Annotated in this window: 20 protein-coding genes; 14 read left to right on the top strand and 6 right to left on the bottom strand. The window is 69.5% G+C overall.

Annotation, left to right across the window (positions count from 1 at the left end; translation table 11 throughout):
- The first annotated feature begins 5 nt into the window (after positions 1-5).
- The gene (locus ASC61_RS12080) at positions 6-326 is read left to right on the top strand and encodes a hypothetical protein (RefSeq protein ID WP_056212211.1); all 321 of its coding nucleotides are present in this window, start codon (positions 6-8) and stop codon (positions 324-326) included.
- The gene (locus ASC61_RS12085; RefSeq protein WP_056212213.1) at positions 323-778 is read left to right on the top strand and encodes a GNAT family N-acetyltransferase; all 456 of its coding nucleotides are present in this window, start codon (positions 323-325) and stop codon (positions 776-778) included. The genes ASC61_RS12080 and ASC61_RS12085 overlap by 4 nt, the downstream gene beginning before the upstream one ends.
- Positions 779-781: 3 nt before the next feature.
- Here ASC61_RS12085 and ASC61_RS12090 read toward each other — a convergent pair whose 3' ends face one another.
- Both ASC61_RS12090 and trmB read right to left on the bottom strand, forming a co-directional pair.
- On the bottom strand, positions 782-1,168 hold the full coding sequence (locus ASC61_RS12090; protein ID WP_056212215.1) for a DUF3052 family protein: 387 nt from the start codon (positions 1,166-1,168) through the stop codon (positions 782-784).
- 9 nt (positions 1,169-1,177) lie between these two features.
- Positions 1,178-1,888 (bottom strand): tRNA (guanosine(46)-N7)-methyltransferase TrmB, encoded by a 711-nt coding sequence (gene trmB / locus ASC61_RS12095; RefSeq protein WP_056212217.1) that lies wholly within the window; start codon positions 1,886-1,888, stop codon positions 1,178-1,180.
- A gap of 18 nt (positions 1,889-1,906) precedes the next feature.
- Here trmB and ASC61_RS12100 point away from each other — a divergent pair, with 18 nt between their 5' ends.
- The 7 genes from ASC61_RS12100 (at position 1,907) to ASC61_RS12130 (ending at position 6,408) form a co-directional block, all read left to right on the top strand.
- Complete coding sequence (locus tag ASC61_RS12100; RefSeq protein ID WP_056212219.1) at positions 1,907-2,425, top strand: DinB family protein; 519 nt, start codon at positions 1,907-1,909, stop codon at positions 2,423-2,425.
- A 2-nt stretch (positions 2,426-2,427) separates the two neighbouring features.
- Positions 2,428-3,003, top strand: a complete 576-nt coding sequence (gene mobA, locus ASC61_RS12105; RefSeq protein WP_056212221.1) for a molybdenum cofactor guanylyltransferase — start codon at positions 2,428-2,430, stop codon at positions 3,001-3,003.
- A complete protein-coding gene (locus ASC61_RS12110) occupies positions 2,996-3,253 on the top strand; it encodes a DUF6457 domain-containing protein (RefSeq protein WP_056212223.1) in 258 nt (85 codons plus the stop codon). Before mobA ends, ASC61_RS12110 begins: the two co-directional genes overlap by 8 nt.
- Positions 3,254-4,081 (top strand): formate dehydrogenase accessory sulfurtransferase FdhD, encoded by an 828-nt coding sequence (gene fdhD / locus ASC61_RS12115; RefSeq protein ID WP_056212225.1) that lies wholly within the window; start codon positions 3,254-3,256, stop codon positions 4,079-4,081.
- 66 nt (positions 4,082-4,147) lie between these two features.
- Positions 4,148-4,474 carry a PadR family transcriptional regulator gene (locus ASC61_RS12120; protein ID WP_056212226.1) on the top strand — a complete coding sequence of 109 codons (327 nt, stop codon included), beginning with the start codon at positions 4,148-4,150 and terminating at the stop codon, positions 4,472-4,474.
- Positions 4,471-5,487, top strand: coding sequence for a hypothetical protein (locus ASC61_RS12125; protein ID WP_056212228.1), 1,017 nt, complete (start codon positions 4,471-4,473; stop codon positions 5,485-5,487). The genes ASC61_RS12120 and ASC61_RS12125 overlap by 4 nt, the downstream gene beginning before the upstream one ends.
- 84 nt (positions 5,488-5,571) lie before the next feature.
- Positions 5,572-6,408 (top strand): Bax inhibitor-1/YccA family protein, encoded by an 837-nt coding sequence (locus ASC61_RS12130; RefSeq protein WP_056212230.1) that lies wholly within the window; start codon positions 5,572-5,574, stop codon positions 6,406-6,408.
- Between the two features lie 211 nt (positions 6,409-6,619).
- On the opposite strand, the gene ASC61_RS12135 is transcribed toward ASC61_RS12130, so the two are convergent.
- Positions 6,620-7,546, bottom strand: a complete 927-nt coding sequence (locus ASC61_RS12135; RefSeq protein ID WP_056212232.1) for an SGNH/GDSL hydrolase family protein — start codon at positions 7,544-7,546, stop codon at positions 6,620-6,622.
- Positions 7,547-7,632: 86 nt separating this feature from the next.
- On the opposite strand from ASC61_RS12135, the gene ASC61_RS12140 reads away from it, so the two are divergent.
- The 4 genes from ASC61_RS12140 (at position 7,633) to ASC61_RS12155 (ending at position 12,074) form a co-directional block, all read left to right on the top strand.
- On the top strand, positions 7,633-8,319 hold the full coding sequence (locus ASC61_RS12140) for a tyrosine-protein phosphatase (RefSeq protein WP_082530633.1): 687 nt from the start codon (positions 7,633-7,635) through the stop codon (positions 8,317-8,319).
- Positions 8,316-9,218: a pirin family protein gene (locus tag ASC61_RS12145; protein ID WP_056212235.1), complete on the top strand. Its 903-nt coding sequence runs from the start codon at positions 8,316-8,318 to the stop codon at positions 9,216-9,218. The genes ASC61_RS12140 and ASC61_RS12145 overlap by 4 nt, the downstream gene beginning before the upstream one ends.
- A gap of 91 nt (positions 9,219-9,309) precedes the next feature.
- Entirely contained in the window at positions 9,310-11,196 is a 1,887-nt protein-coding gene (locus tag ASC61_RS12150) for an ABC transporter ATP-binding protein (RefSeq protein WP_056215625.1), read from the top strand.
- A gap of 59 nt (positions 11,197-11,255) precedes the next feature.
- Positions 11,256-12,074, top strand: a complete 819-nt coding sequence (locus ASC61_RS12155; protein WP_056212237.1) for an SDR family NAD(P)-dependent oxidoreductase — start codon at positions 11,256-11,258, stop codon at positions 12,072-12,074.
- Positions 12,075-12,077: 3 nt separating this feature from the next.
- Here the strand turns inward: ASC61_RS12155 and ASC61_RS12160 are convergent, their stop codons facing one another.
- Complete coding sequence (locus ASC61_RS12160; RefSeq protein ID WP_056212239.1) at positions 12,078-12,530, bottom strand: hypothetical protein; 453 nt, start codon at positions 12,528-12,530, stop codon at positions 12,078-12,080.
- Between the two features lie 87 nt (positions 12,531-12,617).
- Complete coding sequence (locus ASC61_RS12165; RefSeq protein ID WP_056212241.1) at positions 12,618-13,235, bottom strand: TetR/AcrR family transcriptional regulator; 618 nt, start codon at positions 13,233-13,235, stop codon at positions 12,618-12,620.
- Between the two features lie 77 nt (positions 13,236-13,312).
- Here ASC61_RS12165 and ASC61_RS12170 point away from each other — a divergent pair, with 77 nt between their 5' ends.
- Positions 13,313-14,830, top strand: a complete 1,518-nt coding sequence (locus ASC61_RS12170) for a cytochrome P450 (protein WP_056212243.1) — start codon at positions 13,313-13,315, stop codon at positions 14,828-14,830.
- Here ASC61_RS12170 and ASC61_RS12175 read toward each other — a convergent pair.
- The gene (locus ASC61_RS12175; RefSeq protein WP_056212245.1) at positions 14,734-15,162 is read right to left on the bottom strand and encodes a VOC family protein; all 429 of its coding nucleotides are present in this window, start codon (positions 15,160-15,162) and stop codon (positions 14,734-14,736) included. The two genes, ASC61_RS12170 and ASC61_RS12175, sit on opposite strands and share 97 nt — an antisense overlap.
- Between the last annotated feature and the right edge of the window lie 4 nt (positions 15,163-15,166).

The raw sequence follows: 15,166 nt of genomic DNA on the forward strand, positions 1-15,166 counted from the left end.
TGAGGATGGACGCGGAGGCTCGGTTCGACGAGATCGTCGAAGATCTGGCGCCTCGCGGCGTCCTGCCCGGAGCGTTGTTCGGTGCCCGTTCGCTGACCGTCGAGGGCACGGCGTTCGCGTGCCTCAAGGGCGGACAGCTCGCGGTCAAGCTGGGTCACGGCACGGTCGCGCACACCGACGCGCTCGCGCTCGACGGTGCATCCCTGTTCGACCCGTCCGGCAAGGGCCGGCCGTTCAAGGACTGGGTTGCCGTGCCCATGGACGAGTCGGGTACGTGGGGACGGCTGGCCGAGGCCGGCCTCGACGCCCTCGGCGGCGCGGCATGATCTTCTCGTCCCCGGACCCGGCCAGCGATCCCTACTTCGCGGGTGCGCTGCTGCGTCTGCAGAAGACCTCGTACGCCTTGGAGGCCGAGCTGATCGGCGACGACCGCATCCCGCCGCTGCAGGAGGACGAGGTCGGGCTCACCGCCTGGCGTGGACGGTGGCTCACCGCGTGGGACGGCGTCGACCTCGTCGGCGCGATCGCGTGGTGGGAGGCCGCGGACCGGATCGACATCGAGAAGGTCATGGTCAGCCCGGTTGCCATGCGCCGCGGCGTTGCGAGCGCGCTGCTCGGCGAGGTGCTCGACCGCGCGTCAGGCCGGCAGATCCTCGTGGCCACGGGCCGGGCCAACACCCCGGCTGTGTCGCTCTATGCCAAGCACGGCTTCCGCGTCGACGGTGACGAGCAGGTCCCGCCGGGCATCTGGATCACGCGGATGCGCCGCGCCGGCTGAGGCTCAGCTCTGGAGGATGCGCATCGCGGCCCACGTCTCGTCGAGCGCGATGCTCTCGACGGCCGTCCAGCCGTAGTCGCCGATCAGGTCCTGCAAGGTCGCCTCGTCGAGGTCGGAGTGACCATTGAGGGGATAGGTGATCCACACGATCGGGATCGACCCCAGCTGCGGGAGCACCTCGTCGAAGTCGTCGGCCAGCGCCGTGCGGTTGTCGGTGACCAGGATCGCCGCGTCGACGTTCTCCGGCTCGTCCTCGTCGCGCACCTCGATCGTCTCGGCACCTTCGGGCAACGGGTCGAGCAGCGAGGTCTCCTCGACGCTCGCGCCGATGATCCACACGACGAACCCGTCGCCGATCCTGAGCTTCTCGGCGTTCGAGGTCTCGGTCATGCACTCATCCTATGCGGGCCGCCGGACGCCGGTGACGTCCCGGATCGTCCGTCCGACGCCGAGGCCCTTGCCCTCGAACCGGGTCTGCGGCCGGCCCTCGAACCGCGGTCCCCACTCGCCGCCGTCGAAGTCTGGCGACTGCGTGACGACGTCGCGGATCTGCTCGGCGTAGTCCTCCCAGTCGGTCGCCAGCCGCCACAGCCCGCCGGGCTCGAGCACTCGAGCCGCAAGTCGGGCGAACTCGGGCGTCACGAGCCGGCGTTTGTGGTGGCGCTTCTTGTGCCACGGGTCGGGGAAGAAGATGCGCAGCTCGTGCACCGACCCCGGCGCGAGCATCGTCGTGAGCGCCTCGGCGGCGTTGACGACCATCAGGCGTACGTTCGTGACCCCGACGTGGCGCATCGTCACGAGCGTCTGGGCGACGCCCGGCACGTAGACCTCGAGGCCCAGGAAGTCGAGCTCGGGATGATCGACCGCCGCCTGCACCAGGGCCTCGCCACGACCGCTGCCGATCTCGACGACGAGCGGGGCCTCGCGGCCGAACACCTCGCGGGTGTCCAGCACGTACGACGGGTCGACCGAGGTGCTCGGGCCGTGTCGCGGGACCTCCAGCACGTACGTCTGGGCGAGCGCGTCCCACGCTGCCTGCTGGCGCTCGGTCAACCGGCCGCCGCGTCGGGTGAACGAGACCGGCTCGGTCCGGTACGGCGTGGGCTCCACTCGCGCTAGCGTAGACGCGTGGACATCGAACCCGACACCAAGGACTGGACCTGGGTCCTCCGCGACGCCTGCCCCGAGTGCGGTCTGGCCGCCGGCGACGTCCCCCCGACCGAGATCGCGCACCGGGTGCAGGCCGACCTGCCGCGCTGGTCCGCCGTCCTCGAGCGCCCGGATGCGCGCGAGCGGCCCGCGCCCGCCACCTGGTCGCCGACCGAGTACGCGTGCCACGTCCGCGACGTCCACGTCCTGTTCGCCGAGCGCATGCGGCTCATGCTCGACCAGGACGCACCGCGCTTCGCCAACTGGGACCAGGACGAGACCGCGATCGCCGACGACTACGCCTCGCAGGACCCCGCGACCGTCGCCACGCAGCTCGTCGAGGCCGGCGAGGGCATGGTCGAGCTCCTCGGCTCCATCCCCGACGACGCCTGGGACCGCACCGGGTTCCGCAGCGACGGCTCGGAGTTCACGGTCGCGACGCTGTCGCAGTACTACCTCCACGACATCGCCCACCACCTCCACGACGTACGAGGCTGACGATGCCGCCGACCGCCGACTGGGACGCGATCGTGCTGGCGGGCGGGCGCGGGTCGCGGCTGGGCGGGGTCGACAAGGCCGCGCTCGAGGTCGGCGGTGAGACGCTGCTCGCCCGGACGCTCCTTGCCGTCGAAGGCGCCGGTCGTGTCATCGTCGCGGGCGACCCGCGACCGCTGCCCGAAGGCACGATCGTCGTGCAGGAGGAGCCCCGCTTCGCCGGTCCGGCTGCCGCGATCGGCGCGGCGATGGCCGAGGTCCGCGCGCCGTACGTCTTCCTGTCCGGCTGCGACCACCCGTTCCTGTCCGACGCCGTCGACCTGCTCCTCGACTCGGCATCCGGCGACGGCGTCATCGCGATCGACGGCGACGGCCGTCGGCAGTACCTCATGAGCGTCCTCGACGCCGCCGCCCTGCGTGCCTCGATCGCCGCCCAGCCGACCCTGGTCGACCTGTCCGTCCGTACGCTCCTGGTGCCGTTGGAGCTCATGGAGATCCCGATCCCCGTACGTGCGGCACTCGACATCGACACGTGGCACGATCAGAAGCAGGCGCTGGCAGAAGGGAACCGCGATGGCTGACATGACTCTCGACGACTGGGTCGTGATGGTGGCCACCGAGCTCGGCATCAAGGAGCTCGACCTCGACACCGAGTCCGTGCTCGACCTGGCTGCCGATGCCGCACACGCCGTCGTACGCCCGGCTGCACCACTCACGACCTTCCTCGCCGGCCTCGCCGCAGGCATGGCCGGAGGGTCGGAGTCCGACCTCAAGGACGCGATCGAGACCGCCACCGCACTGTGTGAGCGGATCGAGGAGGAATCCGCATAGATGGCCGGCCGGCTGACACGTCGTACCAAGGTCACCCGGTTCGCGCCGGACGGCTCGTCGACCGTCCGTGAGGACGCGCTCGCGGTCGAGGAGCCGCTCGAGATCCGCGTGGGCGGCGCGTCCCTGTCGGTCACGATGCGCTCGCCCGGCGACGACTTCGACCTGGTGGCCGGGTTCCTGGTCTCCGAGGGCGTCATCTGGTCGGCCGACCAGCTCGTCTCGATGCGGTTCTGCGCCGGCACCGACGACAACGGGCTGCAGACGTTCAACGTCGTCGACGCCGAGCTGAGCGCCGACACCCCGCCGCTGGACGTCTCGCTCGAGCGCCACGTCTACACCTCGAGCTCGTGCGGCATCTGCGGCACCGCGTCGATCGACGCCGTGCACAAGGCGGCGCACTTCGGCCATCTCGACGACGCGTCGTCGTGGTCCGCCGAGCTGCTCGGGTCGCTGCCCGACCGGCTGCGCGCGGGCCAGAAGGTCTTCGACCGCACCGGGGGAGTGCACGCCGCTGGGCTGTTCGACGCGTCCGGGGCGCTGTTGTGCCTCCGCGAGGACGTCGGCCGGCACAACGCGGTCGACAAGGTCGTCGGCTGGGCGCTGCGCGAGGGCCGGCTGCCGTTGTCCGGCACCGTGCTGCAGGTGTCGGGCCGGGCGTCGTTCGAGCTCGTGCAGAAGGCCCACATGGCCGGCATCCCGATGCTCGCCGCGGTGTCGGCGCCGTCCTCCCTCGCGGTGGAGCACGCCGAGTCGGCCGGCATGACGCTGCTCGGCTTCAGCCGCGACGGCGCCTTCAACGCGTACGCCGGACCACACCGCATCTCCTGATCCCGACACGCCAGAGCTGTCGTGCGTCACGCACGCTAGTGCGTATTGCGTGGTACTGTCCCATCCATGGATGCAACCCAGCTGCTCAAGGGCGTGCTCGACGTCGCGGTGCTCGCCGTCGTCGAGGACGAGGACGGATACGGCTACGACGTCGTGCGCAGGCTGCGCGCCGCGGGCCTCGAAGAAGTCGGAGACGCCTCCGTCTACGGGACGCTGCGCAGGCTCTACACCGCGGGCGCCCTCACGTCGTACGTCGTGCCGTCCGAGGAGGGGCCGCACCGCAAGTACTACGGCATCAACGCCCAGGGGAGGGCGATGCTCGAGCTCCAGCGCAAGGTCTGGACCGAGTTCTCCACCACGATGAACCACCTGCTCACAGGGGAGGCAGCATGACCACGTCCACCGTCACGCCCGAGATCGTCGCGTTCGCCCAAGGGGTCCGTGCCGCGCTGGCCGACCTGCCCGCCGAGGAGGTCGACGACCTGACCGACGGGCTCGAGGCCGACCTCGCCGAGGCGTACGCCGAGGACCTCCAGCGTGAGCTGCCCGATCCCGGGGCGTACGCGACCGAGCTGCGCGCGGCTGCCGGACTGCCGATGCGTACCAAGGTCAAGACCGGCGTGCTCGCGGGGCTGGCGCAGAGCTGGGCCGACACCCGAGCCGATGTCGGCGTGGCGATCCGGCGCAACCCGGCGCTGGCGAGTGTCGTGGAGTTCCTCGGCGAGCTGCGACCCGCGTGGTGGATCGTCCGTGCCTGGCTGGCCGCGTGGTTGGTCGCCTGGTTCTTCGGCAACGAGCGAGGCTTCGGCCTGGCCGGCAGCTGGTGGCTGGTCTTCGTGGCGTTCGCCGTCGTGAGCGTCCAGTGGGGTCGCGGCCGCTGGCAGGGCGCGGGGGTGCCCGCGCTGATCGCGATCGGCAACGTCGTGGCGGTCGTCGCCTTCCTCCCGGTCATGGCAGCCGCCGACGACCCACGAAGCAGTGCCGGTGACTTCGACCGGGGCTTCCAGTCCGGCGTCGACGCCACGGTCAACGACCCTCCAGCGGACGGCTTGACGTTCCGTGGCCACCCGGTGGCGAACATCTTCGCGTACGACGCCTCGGGCAAGCCCCTGCGGGACGTCCAGCTGTTCACTCCTGACGGCAAGCCGCTCGAGCCCTACGCCTCGCAGTCCGACGACGTCCCGTGCGCCGCCAACGAATGCTCGACGGTGTGGCAGTCGAGGCAGCTCGAGACCGGGCAGCCGGTCTTCAACGTGTTCCCTCTGGGGACGGTGGCCGCGGAGTGGGACGACCAGGCGCAGCAGACCGTCCCGAAGCCGGGTGCGACCGCGGTGGTCCCCAAGGCGCCCTACCTCAAGGTTCCGGGGGTGCTCGCCCCCAAGAAGGTTGCCAACTCCAACGAGTGACTCGGGATCAAACGGGGTGTCTGCAACGTTGGATAGAGTGAACGACAACGACTCCATCTTCGGAGCCATCCCACGGAGGGAATCATGAAGAGCAGCAACCCCGTCTTCGCCCGCAGCGCCGAGTTCAACGGCCGCGGCGGTGCAGTCGCCACGGACCCGTCCCAGTGGCAGATCGACCTCAACGGGTCGCCCACGCACACCGAGCGCGGCGCGGGCCGCATGACGATCGACACGGTCGTGGAGAAGACCGGCATCACGCTGGGCATCCTCGCCGTCGCCGCCGGCATCACCTGGGTCATGATCGGCGACCTGACGACCATCGACCCGACTGCCAGTGACGCGTACGGTCGCGCCTTCACGTTCGCGATCGCCGGAGCGCTCATCGGTCTGGTCCTGTCGCTGGTCAACTCGTTCAAGAAGGTCATCAGCCCGGCGCTCGTCATCGCCTACGCGGTGTTCGAGGGTGTCTTCGTCGGCGCCTTCTCCAAGGTCATCGCGGCCTACGTCAACGACACCAGCATCGTGTTCCAGGCGATCGCCGCCACGATGGTGGCCTTCGGTGGCACGCTGGCGGCCTACAAGTTCTTCAACATCCAGGTCACCGACAAGTTCCGCAAGGTCGTGACGATCTCGGTCTTCGCGTTCGTCGGTGCGACGCTGCTCAACCTGCTGCTGAGCTGGACCGGAGTCGTCGACAATGGCGGCATCCGTGGCTTCAACACGCTCGGCCTGGTCGTCTCAGCCGTCGCGGTCGTGCTCGCGGTCTTCATGCTGATCATGGACTTCGACTACGTCGAGCGCGGCGTCGAGGCCGGACTGCCGGAGCGCGAGTCCTGGCGTGCGGCGTTCGGTCTCACGGTCACCCTCGTGTGGCTCTACATCGAGATCCTGCGCATCCTCGCGATCCTGCGTGGCGACTGACCTCCAGCGCTGACACACGAACGGCCGATCCCTTCGGGGGTCGGCCGTTCGTCTGTTCAGAGCCCCGGGCGGTGGATGTTCCACCGAATGCCCTCAGCGGTGGATGTTCCACCGAATGGGGCTCCAAAAGGTGGAGGATCCACCGCCCGCAACCAAAAGGTGGAGGATCCACCGCTCGCGGCCAAAGGTGGAGGATCCACCGCTCGGGGCGTCAGGAGGCGCGGCGGCGGCGCAGGACCGAGGCGAAGCGACCGCCGGGGCCGGCATCCTTCGTCACCTGCGTGCCGGGATGCTCGACCGAGACGGCAGCGGCGTCGGCGACCGAGACGAGGTCGTGCGGGCGACCCGTGTAGGCGAGCTCGCGTTGCTTCTGCCGCAGGGACGCCGTGATCGCGGGGATCAGGACCGACACCATGTTGGCGTAGCCGGTCTCCGAGGGGTGGAAGTGGTCGGCGCCGAACATGACGTCGCGCCGCTCGGTGAACAGCAGGCCGAGCAGGTCCCCGAGCGACACCGAACGGCCGCCCGCCTCGACGACCGCGATCGTCTGCCTGCGGGCCAGTGCGCGACTCAGGCGGCGAGCCACGGCGCGGAGCGGCTGGTGGATCGGCTGCACCGTGCCGAGGTCAGGGCAGGTGCCGACCACGACGTCGCAGTCCTCGGCGACGAGGCGGCGGACGACCTGGCCGAGCATCCGCGCGGACGCCTGCGGGGTGACCCGGTGCGTGACGTCATTGGTGCCAACCACGATCACGGCGACATCGGGGTGCCAGTCGGGATCGAGGTCGATCTGGCCCATGAGGTCGGACGTCTGTGCGCCGACGACGGCGCGGCACTGCACCTCGACGGGAGCATCCATGACGTGGGCGAGGCCGACGCCGATCATCGCGGACGGAGTGGCGTCGGCGCGGGTCACGCCGTAGCCCACGGCGGCGGAGTCGCCCAGCACGAGCACGCGGATCGTACGCCCGGGCAGGTCGTCGCCGTAGATGCCGTCAGGCGAGGGTGGTCGGTCGTCCGTGGTGCCGATCGCCCGGCGGGCGAGGATCGCCTCGCCGATCAGGAATCCGTAGAAGCCCGAGAGTGTGGCACTGCCGCCGATCAGCGTGGCGGCAGCGATACGACGGGGGCGAGGCACGTTGTCATTTTACGTCGGCCCGACGACGCAAACACGCGAAAAGGGCTGGTCAGCGGTGTGGTCTTCATTGCGCTTAGGGTGGCTGCGTGCGCGAATTCGTCCCCAACCTCCGAGATGTCGGCGGAGTGGAGGCGGCGGACGGCCGGCTGGTCCGACGGGGCCGGGTCCTGCGCAGCGCGATGCCGTCGCACAAGGACCACGCACCCGACGACATCGTCTGGCCGCCCTCGCTCGTGATCGACCTGCGATCGGCCAACGAGTCCGAGGACATCCACCCGCTCGCGCGATCGGGAGCGCGCATCGTCAACCTCCCGCTGCTCAGCGCCCTGCGTCCCGGACTGGCGCCGCCTGAGAGCCTCGCGAGCCTGTACCTGCTGATGCTCGATCACGCCTCGATGTACCTCGTCGAGCTGGTCCGGGAGGTCGGCGCGGCGCGCGGCGCGACGTTGATCCACTGTGCCGCCGGCAAGGATCGCACGGGTGTCTCGGTGGCGATGCTGCTGCGGCTCGTCGGGGTCGAGCGGCAGCACGTCATCGCGGACTTCCTCGAGACCGAGCACGCCGAGCAGGCCATCTCGTCCCGGCTGCGCAAGCTGCCCGGTCGTCATCACCGGGCGGCGCTGCCGCCGGAGTTCCTGGCGGTCCCGGTCGAGGCGATCGAGGGCGTGCTCGACCTCTGGGACTCGCACGACGATGGTGTCGTGGGCTGGTTCCTGGACGTCGGCGGCAGCGAGGACCTGGTCGAGCAGCTGAGACGTACGCTTCTCACATGACCTCGCTCGACCTCTCACTGGATGCGCGGGAGGTTCCGCTCGGCGGGGTCCGCGGCATCTCGGTGCACCGCACCCTTCCCCATCGCGGATTGCCGACAGTCGGTCCGTGGTGCTTCGTCGACCACTTCGGGCCCACCGCCGACCACATGAACGTCCTGCCGCACCCGCACACCGGGCTGCAGACCGTGACCTGGCCGCTCGCCGGAGACATCCGGCACCGCGACAACCTCGGCAGCGACGTCGTGCTCAAGCCCGGCGAGCTCAACCTCATGACGTCGGGTGACGGCGTGGCGCACTCGGAGTTCTCCGTCGGCGACACGAGTGGGCCGATGCACGGGCTGCAGCTGTGGGTCGCGCTGCCCAACCTCCGGCGTACGGGCGCGGCCGGCTTCGAGCACCACCCCGACCTGCCGGTCGCCGACGGCAAGAACTGGACGGCCACGGTCCTGATGGGTGAGCTCGACGAAGCGGCGTCGCCGGCCACGACGTACTCACCGATGGTCGGCGCCGAGCTGACCGTACGTCCCGGCGGCGCGGTCGTACCGCTGCGGCCCGAATTCGAGCACGCGGTGCTTGCGGTGACCGGCGAGGCGCTCGTCGGCGGCACCGAGATCGTGCACCGGCAGATGCGCTACCTCGCGCCGGGTCGCGAGGACGTCGAGCTGTTCGTCCCCGCGGAGACGACCCTCCTGCTGATCGGCGGCACGCCGTTCGACGAGGAGCTCGTGATGTGGTGGAACTTCATCGGCCGGTCGCACGAGGACATCGTGCAGGCGAGGGACGACTGGGAGAGCGCGTCGGAGCGTTTCGGCGAGGTGGCCGGGCACAAGGGACAGCGCATTCCCGCACCGCCGATGCCCGAGCTGCGGCTCAAGCCACGTCGCCGCACCATCGCGTAGCCCTCGAATTGACCTCAACTCTGATTGAGGTCCTAGGTTTGTCGTGCCCGAGGTGGACACTGGGCATGGCCACCCGATCCTGGAGGACGACATGAGCATGGACGCCGCAGCGTGGAACTCGTTGCATCGGGTGATGAACACGCAGGACGGTCCTCAACGACTGACCAAGGTCACGCTCAAGCGGATCGCAGGCTTCGCCGCGCCCCACAAGCGCCGGCTGGTGCAGTTCCTCGTGCTGAGCGTGGTGTCGGCCTGCCTGGCGGTGGCGACGCCGGTCCTGGCCGGGCACGTCGTCAACGCGATCGTCAACGGTGACTCGCGCAGCACGGTGTTCGGCCTCGCCGGGCTCATCGCGCTGATCGCCGTGGCCGATGCCGCGCTCGCGATCTGGACCCGGTGGCTCTCAGCGACGATCGGGGAGGGCCTGATCCTGGACCTGCGCACCACGGTGTTCGACCACGTCCAGCGCATGCCGATCGCGTTCTTCACCCGCACCCGCACCGGAGCCTTGGTCAGCCGGCTCAACAGCGACGTCCTCGGAGCCCAGCGGGCGTTCAGTGGCACCTTGTCGGGCGTCGTCAGCAACCTCGTCACGCTCACGCTGACACTCGTCGTGATGCTCAGCATCTCGTGGCAGATCACCGCGGTGGCCCTCGTCCTTCTCCCGGTGTTCGTCGTCCCCGCTCGCCGCATGGGCAGCCGGCTCGCGGCACTCTCACGCGAGGCGGCCAACCACAACGCGGTCATGAGCACGCGGATGACCGAACGCTTCTCGGCTCCTGGTGCCACGCTCGTCAAGCTCTACGGCCGGCCCGACGAGGAGTCCGTCGAGTTCGCGGCGCGAGCCAGTCGGGTGCGCGACATCGGCGTGAAGTCGGCGATGCTGCAGTCGGTGTTCGTCACGGCGCTGACCACCGTGTCGGCTCTGGCGCTGGCGGTCGTCTATGGCCTCGGTGGCTTCTATGCCCTCAAGGGCTCGCTCGACCCGGGCGACGTCGTGGCGCTCGCGCTCCTGCTGACTCGCTTGTACGCGCCTCTCACCGCGCTCGCGAGCGCTCGCGTCGAGATCATGAGCGCGGTCGTCAGCTTCGAGCGCGTCTTCGAGGTGCTCGACCTACAGCCTCTGATCCGCGAGAAGCCAGACGCCACCGCTGTGCCCGACGGGCCGGTGTCGGTCGAGTTCTCGCACGTGACGTTCGCCTATCCCTCGGCCGACAAGGTCTCGCTGGCCTCGCTCGAGGAGGTCGCGATGCTCGACAACCGCGGCGGAGTCGACGTCCTGCACGACGTGTCGTTCCGGGTCGAGCCCGGGCAGCTGGTCGCCCTCGTGGGCACGTCCGGCGCCGGCAAGTCCACCATCGCCAGCCTGATCCCACGCCTCTACGACGTCGACGGCGGCTCGGTCTCCCTCGGTGGCGTCGACGTCCGCGACCTGTCGATGGCGTCGCTGCGCGAGACGCTGGGCATGGCGACGCAGGACGGCCACCTGTTCCACGAGTCCGTGCGCGACAACCTCAGGCTCGCCCGTCCCGAGGCGACCGACGACGAGCTGTGGTCCGCGTTGCGCGACGCGCGGCTCGACGAGCTCGTGGCGTCCCTGTCCGACGGGCTCGACACGATCGTGGGGGAGCGGGGCTACCGGCTCTCCGGCGGCGAACGTCAGCGGCTGACGATCGCCCGGCTGCTGCTCGCGCACCCACGTGTCGTGATCCTCGACGAGGCCACGGCTCACCTCGACTCGACGTCGGAGTCGGCGGTGCAGGAGGCTCTGGCGGTCGCGCTGGCCGGGCGTACGTCCGTCGTCATCGCCCACCGGCTGTCGACCGTACGAGCTGCGGATTGCATCCTCGTCGTCGAGGACGGCCGCATCGTCGAGCAGGGCACGCATCACGAGCTGTTGGCGCTGGGTGGACGCTACGAGGAGCTGCACCGCACCCAGTTCGACGCCGGGACCGTCGAGCAACCCCTTCCTGGCTAACCGCATTATCTGATAGCCTCGATCCAGATACCCTCAGTATCTGAACGCGAGAGGACCTCATGACCCACTTCACCGACAAGGTCGCCGTTGTCACCGGCGCCGGGTCCGGCATCGGCCGGGCGCTGGCCGTCGAGCTCGCCCGGCGCGGAGCCAAGCTCGCGATCTGCGACGTCGACACGCACGGCCTCGCCGAGACCGAGGCGTTGGTCAAGCGAGCCGGGGCCGAGGTCAAGGCCGATCACCTCGACGTCTCGCAGCGCGAGCTCGTGCTGGCGTACGCCGATGAGGTGGCCGCGCACTTCGGCCGGGTCAACCTGGTGTTCAACAACGCCGGCATCGCCTTCACCGGCGAGGTCGAGGCGATGTCGTTCAAGGACTTCGACCGCGTCATGGACGTCGACTTCTGGGGTGTCGTCAACGGCACCAAGGCGTTCCTGCCCCACCTCGTGGAGTCCGGTGACGGTCACGTCGTCAACATTTCCAGCATCTTCGGGCTGTTCTCCGTGCCGACCCAGAGCGCCTACAACGCCGCCAAGTTCGCCGTTCGTGGATTCACCGAGTCGCTGCGCCAGGAGATGGTGATCAACGAGCGCCCGGTCAAGGTCACGTGCGTCCATCCGGGCGGCATCAAGACCAACATCGCCCGCAACGCCGAGCAGGTCGAGGGCCTCGACCACGACAAGCTCGCAGGCTCGTTCGACAAGCTCGCACGCACCTCGCCGGCCAAGGCCGCCAACGTCATCCTCAAGGGCGTGGAGAACAACAAGGCGCGGGTCCTGATCGGCGCCGATGCCTGGGTGCTCGACAAGTTCGTACGCCTGACCGGCGCCGGCTACCAGCGTGGCGTCTCGGCGTTCAGCAAGCGCGCGGGGCTCTGAGCCTCACGACGGCTGGACGCCCAGGCGGTCGAGCAGCTCCTTGGCCTTCTTGACGTAGAGCTTGGGCAGGCCGAACTCCCACGACGTGCCGTCGGTGAGCTGAAGCGAGAACGGTGACTGCAGTCCACCCTCGTCGAGGGTGAAACCGGTGACGGCGGATCGTGGGATGCGGGCGATCTCACCGTCGACCTTGGGCCGGACGAGCCCCTGCTTGACGCGGACGAGGACCAGGGCCTCCGGCGTGAGGGCGAGGTAGGCAGCGAGCCACGAGCCGGAGGCCTGTGGCAACGCATCGGCGGACTTGCGCGCGACGTCGCCGTCGGCTGCGACGCTGATCATGCCGGAGCCGAGGTTGCGGGCCGCGGCGCCTCGGCCGATCGCGCCGGCGCTGTTGGGCGGGTTGACCACGCACCCGGCCTCCACCGTCGCTCCGACGAGCTCCTCGACGCCCTTCATCGCATGGTCCGGGACATCGTGTCTGCTGGGGTCATCCGCCGAGGCTATCGGCGCTGATCGGCCTCCGTCGCCGAAACGGCACAAGTGCTAGCCGGTCAGGTCGGCCAGCGCCGACGGGCGCGATCCTTCGGGCAGGGCGAGCAGGGTGCCGATCAACGCCTGGGCACAGAGGTCGCGCACCTCGTCGCGACTCGTCTCGGTCGAGTCGAGCCACTGGTGGCAGGCGTTGCGCATGAAGTGCAGCCAGCTGCGGACCGCGATCTGCATGAGCTCGGACGGCTGACCGTGCGGCTCGACCCCCGCGGTGATGCGCTCCTGCTGGCGCTGGATGTCTTCCTCCACGATCGCCTGGATCTCCGGGTCGGCTGACGCGGCGCCGTGGAAGATCGCCTTGACCCCCATCTTGTGGTCCTGGCAGTAGTCGAGGTAGGCCTCGATGCCCTGGCGCAGCCGGTCGAGGATCGGCAGCGACTCGTCCGGAGCCGTGAGCTCCATCATCCGCGTGGACTCCCGGCGCACCATCGCGGCGAAGAACGCCCGCTTGGTCGGGAAGTAGTGATAGAGCAGGCCGCGTGAGACGCCGGCGACCTCGGACAGCTCCTCGATGTGGACGTCCTCGTAGGAGCGGTCCGCGAACAGCTCGGCGCCGAGCTCGAGCAGCTGGTCCTGTCGGGCCTCGCGGCTCAGACGGGTACGGGTGGCCATGTCGCTCACACTACTTGACATCGATTCAGCAAGGACTAGGCTCGCATTATTGAATCACAGTCCAATAAGGAGTCGCGGTGCGCAACGACTGGTCAGGTCAGACGTTTCCCCACCCGCCGGGGCGCAGGCCCATCGTCGGCGACGCGCTCGGCGCCGAGATGCGGGCACCGTTGCAGAGCACGATGCGGCGCGCCAAGGGGCTGGGACCCATCTTCGAGCTCCAGGTCTTCGACCAGAAGTTCGTGTTCGTCACGGGGGCGGAGCTGGCGGCCGAGCTGGCCGACGAGTCCCGCTTCGCCAAGGGCCTGTCGCCGGCGCTGGTCGCGCTGCGGGAGTTCGCCGGTCAGGGCTTGTTCACGGCATACAACGACGAGACCAACTGGGCCCTCGCTCACGACCTGCTGCGGCCGGCGTTCACCAAGGCGGCGATGCAGCGCTATCACCCGGTCATGCTCGCGGCGGCGCAGGAGCTGTTCGACACGTGGGACGGCCGAGAGGGGCCGGTCGACGTCTCGGCCGACATGACGAAGCTGACGATGGAGACCATCAGTCGTACGGCGTTCAGCACCGACTTCGGGTCGTTCAGCCGCGCGGAGCCGCATCCGTTCATCCCGGCGATGATCGCGGCGCTCAAGGCTGGGCAGCGCAAGGGCTCGCTCAACGCGATGCCGGGCGCGGGGCTGATGGCCAAGCGGATCGACAAGAAGAACGCGCACCATCAGGCGTACGTCGACTCCCTGCTCGACGGGATCATCGCGGAACGTCGCAACGCGAGCGAGCCCGACGACAGCGACCTGCTCGGCATCATGCTGCACACGCCGCACCCGGAGACCGGTGAGCGGCTCGACGACCTCAACATCCGGCACCAGATCCTGACGTTCCTGGTGGCTGGGCACGAGACGACGTCGGGGGCGTTGTCGTTCGCGCTCTACTACCTCTCCCGCGATCCGGCCGTGCTGGCCAGGGCCCAGGCCGAGGTCGATCAGGTCCTCGGACCGGACCGAGACGCCGAGCCGACGTTCGAGCAGGTCGCGAAGTTCCGCTACCTGCGTCGGGTGCTCGACGAGGGCCTGCGGCTGTGGCCCACGGCGCCGGCGTTCACCCGCAGCCCTCGCGAGACCACCGTGCTCAGCACGGGCCACACGATGCGGCCGGAGGACTGGGCGATCGTGATCCTGCCGCTGATGCACCGCGACCCTGCCGTGTGGGGAGCGGATGCCGACGAGTTCGACCCGGACCGCTTCCTGCCGGAGAACTCGCGCGGCCGGCAACCACACTCCTACAAGCCGTTCGGCACCGGGGAGCGGTCGTGCATCGGTCGGCAGTTCGCGCTGCACGAGGCGATCCTGGTGCTGGCCCGCCTGCTGCACCGGTACGACATCGCCGGCGATCCGGCGTACGAGCTGGAGATCGCCGAGCGGCTCACACTGATGCCCACGGGATTCGAGCTGAGCATGACGCCGCGGACGCCGTCGGTGGTGCCGGCCGTCGACGTGCCTCAGGCCGAGCCGAGCGAGGTGTGCCCGGTCTCGTCAATCGACCAGCCGGGATTCCAGGCGACCTCCCACGGATGTCCGTCGGGGTCGGCGAAGTAGCCGGAGTAGCCGCCCCACGGCTGCTCCTCACCGGACTTGAGGATCGTGCCGCCAGCAGCCGCGGCCTGGCCGAGGATCTCGTCGACCTCGTCATGGGACCGGGTGTTGAAGGCGATGCTGATGCCGCTGAACGTGGCTCCGGTGTCGGCGACGCGGGCGTCGGCGGCCAGCTCGGTCCGGGTCCACAGCGCGAGGATCAGGCCGTTGAGCTGGTAGAACGCGACCTCGTCCTCGGGATTGCCCTTGGTCCAGCCGAGGCCGTCCTCGTAGAACCGGCGGGCGCGCGCGAGGTCGGACACGCCGAGGGTGATCAGGCTGAGTCGTTGCTCCATGTCC

Source organism: Aeromicrobium sp. Root344 (assembly GCF_001425755.1).
Lineage (GTDB): Bacteria > Actinomycetota > Actinomycetes > Propionibacteriales > Nocardioidaceae > Aeromicrobium.

Coding starts and splice junctions, on each gene's coding strand:
- ASC61_RS12080 (WP_056212211.1), top strand. CDS start 6: ATGGACGCGGAGGCTCGGTTCGACGAGATCGTCGAAGATCTGGCGCCT.
- ASC61_RS12085 (WP_056212213.1), top strand. CDS start 323: ATGATCTTCTCGTCCCCGGACCCGGCCAGCGATCCCTACTTCGCGGGT.
- ASC61_RS12090 (WP_056212215.1), bottom strand. CDS start 1,168: ATGACCGAGACCTCGAACGCCGAGAAGCTCAGGATCGGCGACGGGTTC.
- mobA (WP_056212221.1), top strand. CDS start 2,428: ATGCCGCCGACCGCCGACTGGGACGCGATCGTGCTGGCGGGCGGGCGC.
- ASC61_RS12110 (WP_056212223.1), top strand. CDS start 2,996: ATGGCTGACATGACTCTCGACGACTGGGTCGTGATGGTGGCCACCGAG.
- fdhD (WP_056212225.1), top strand. CDS start 3,254: ATGGCCGGCCGGCTGACACGTCGTACCAAGGTCACCCGGTTCGCGCCG.
- ASC61_RS12120 (WP_056212226.1), top strand. CDS start 4,148: ATGGATGCAACCCAGCTGCTCAAGGGCGTGCTCGACGTCGCGGTGCTC.
- ASC61_RS12125 (WP_056212228.1), top strand. CDS start 4,471: ATGACCACGTCCACCGTCACGCCCGAGATCGTCGCGTTCGCCCAAGGG.
- ASC61_RS12130 (WP_056212230.1), top strand. CDS start 5,572: ATGAAGAGCAGCAACCCCGTCTTCGCCCGCAGCGCCGAGTTCAACGGC.
- ASC61_RS12145 (WP_056212235.1), top strand. CDS start 8,316: ATGACCTCGCTCGACCTCTCACTGGATGCGCGGGAGGTTCCGCTCGGC.
- ASC61_RS12150 (WP_056215625.1), top strand. CDS start 9,310: ATGAGCATGGACGCCGCAGCGTGGAACTCGTTGCATCGGGTGATGAAC.
- ASC61_RS12155 (WP_056212237.1), top strand. CDS start 11,256: ATGACCCACTTCACCGACAAGGTCGCCGTTGTCACCGGCGCCGGGTCC.
- ASC61_RS12160 (WP_056212239.1), bottom strand. CDS start 12,530: ATGAAGGGCGTCGAGGAGCTCGTCGGAGCGACGGTGGAGGCCGGGTGC.
- ASC61_RS12165 (WP_056212241.1), bottom strand. CDS start 13,235: ATGGCCACCCGTACCCGTCTGAGCCGCGAGGCCCGACAGGACCAGCTG.
- ASC61_RS12175 (WP_056212245.1), bottom strand. CDS start 15,162: ATGGAGCAACGACTCAGCCTGATCACCCTCGGCGTGTCCGACCTCGCG.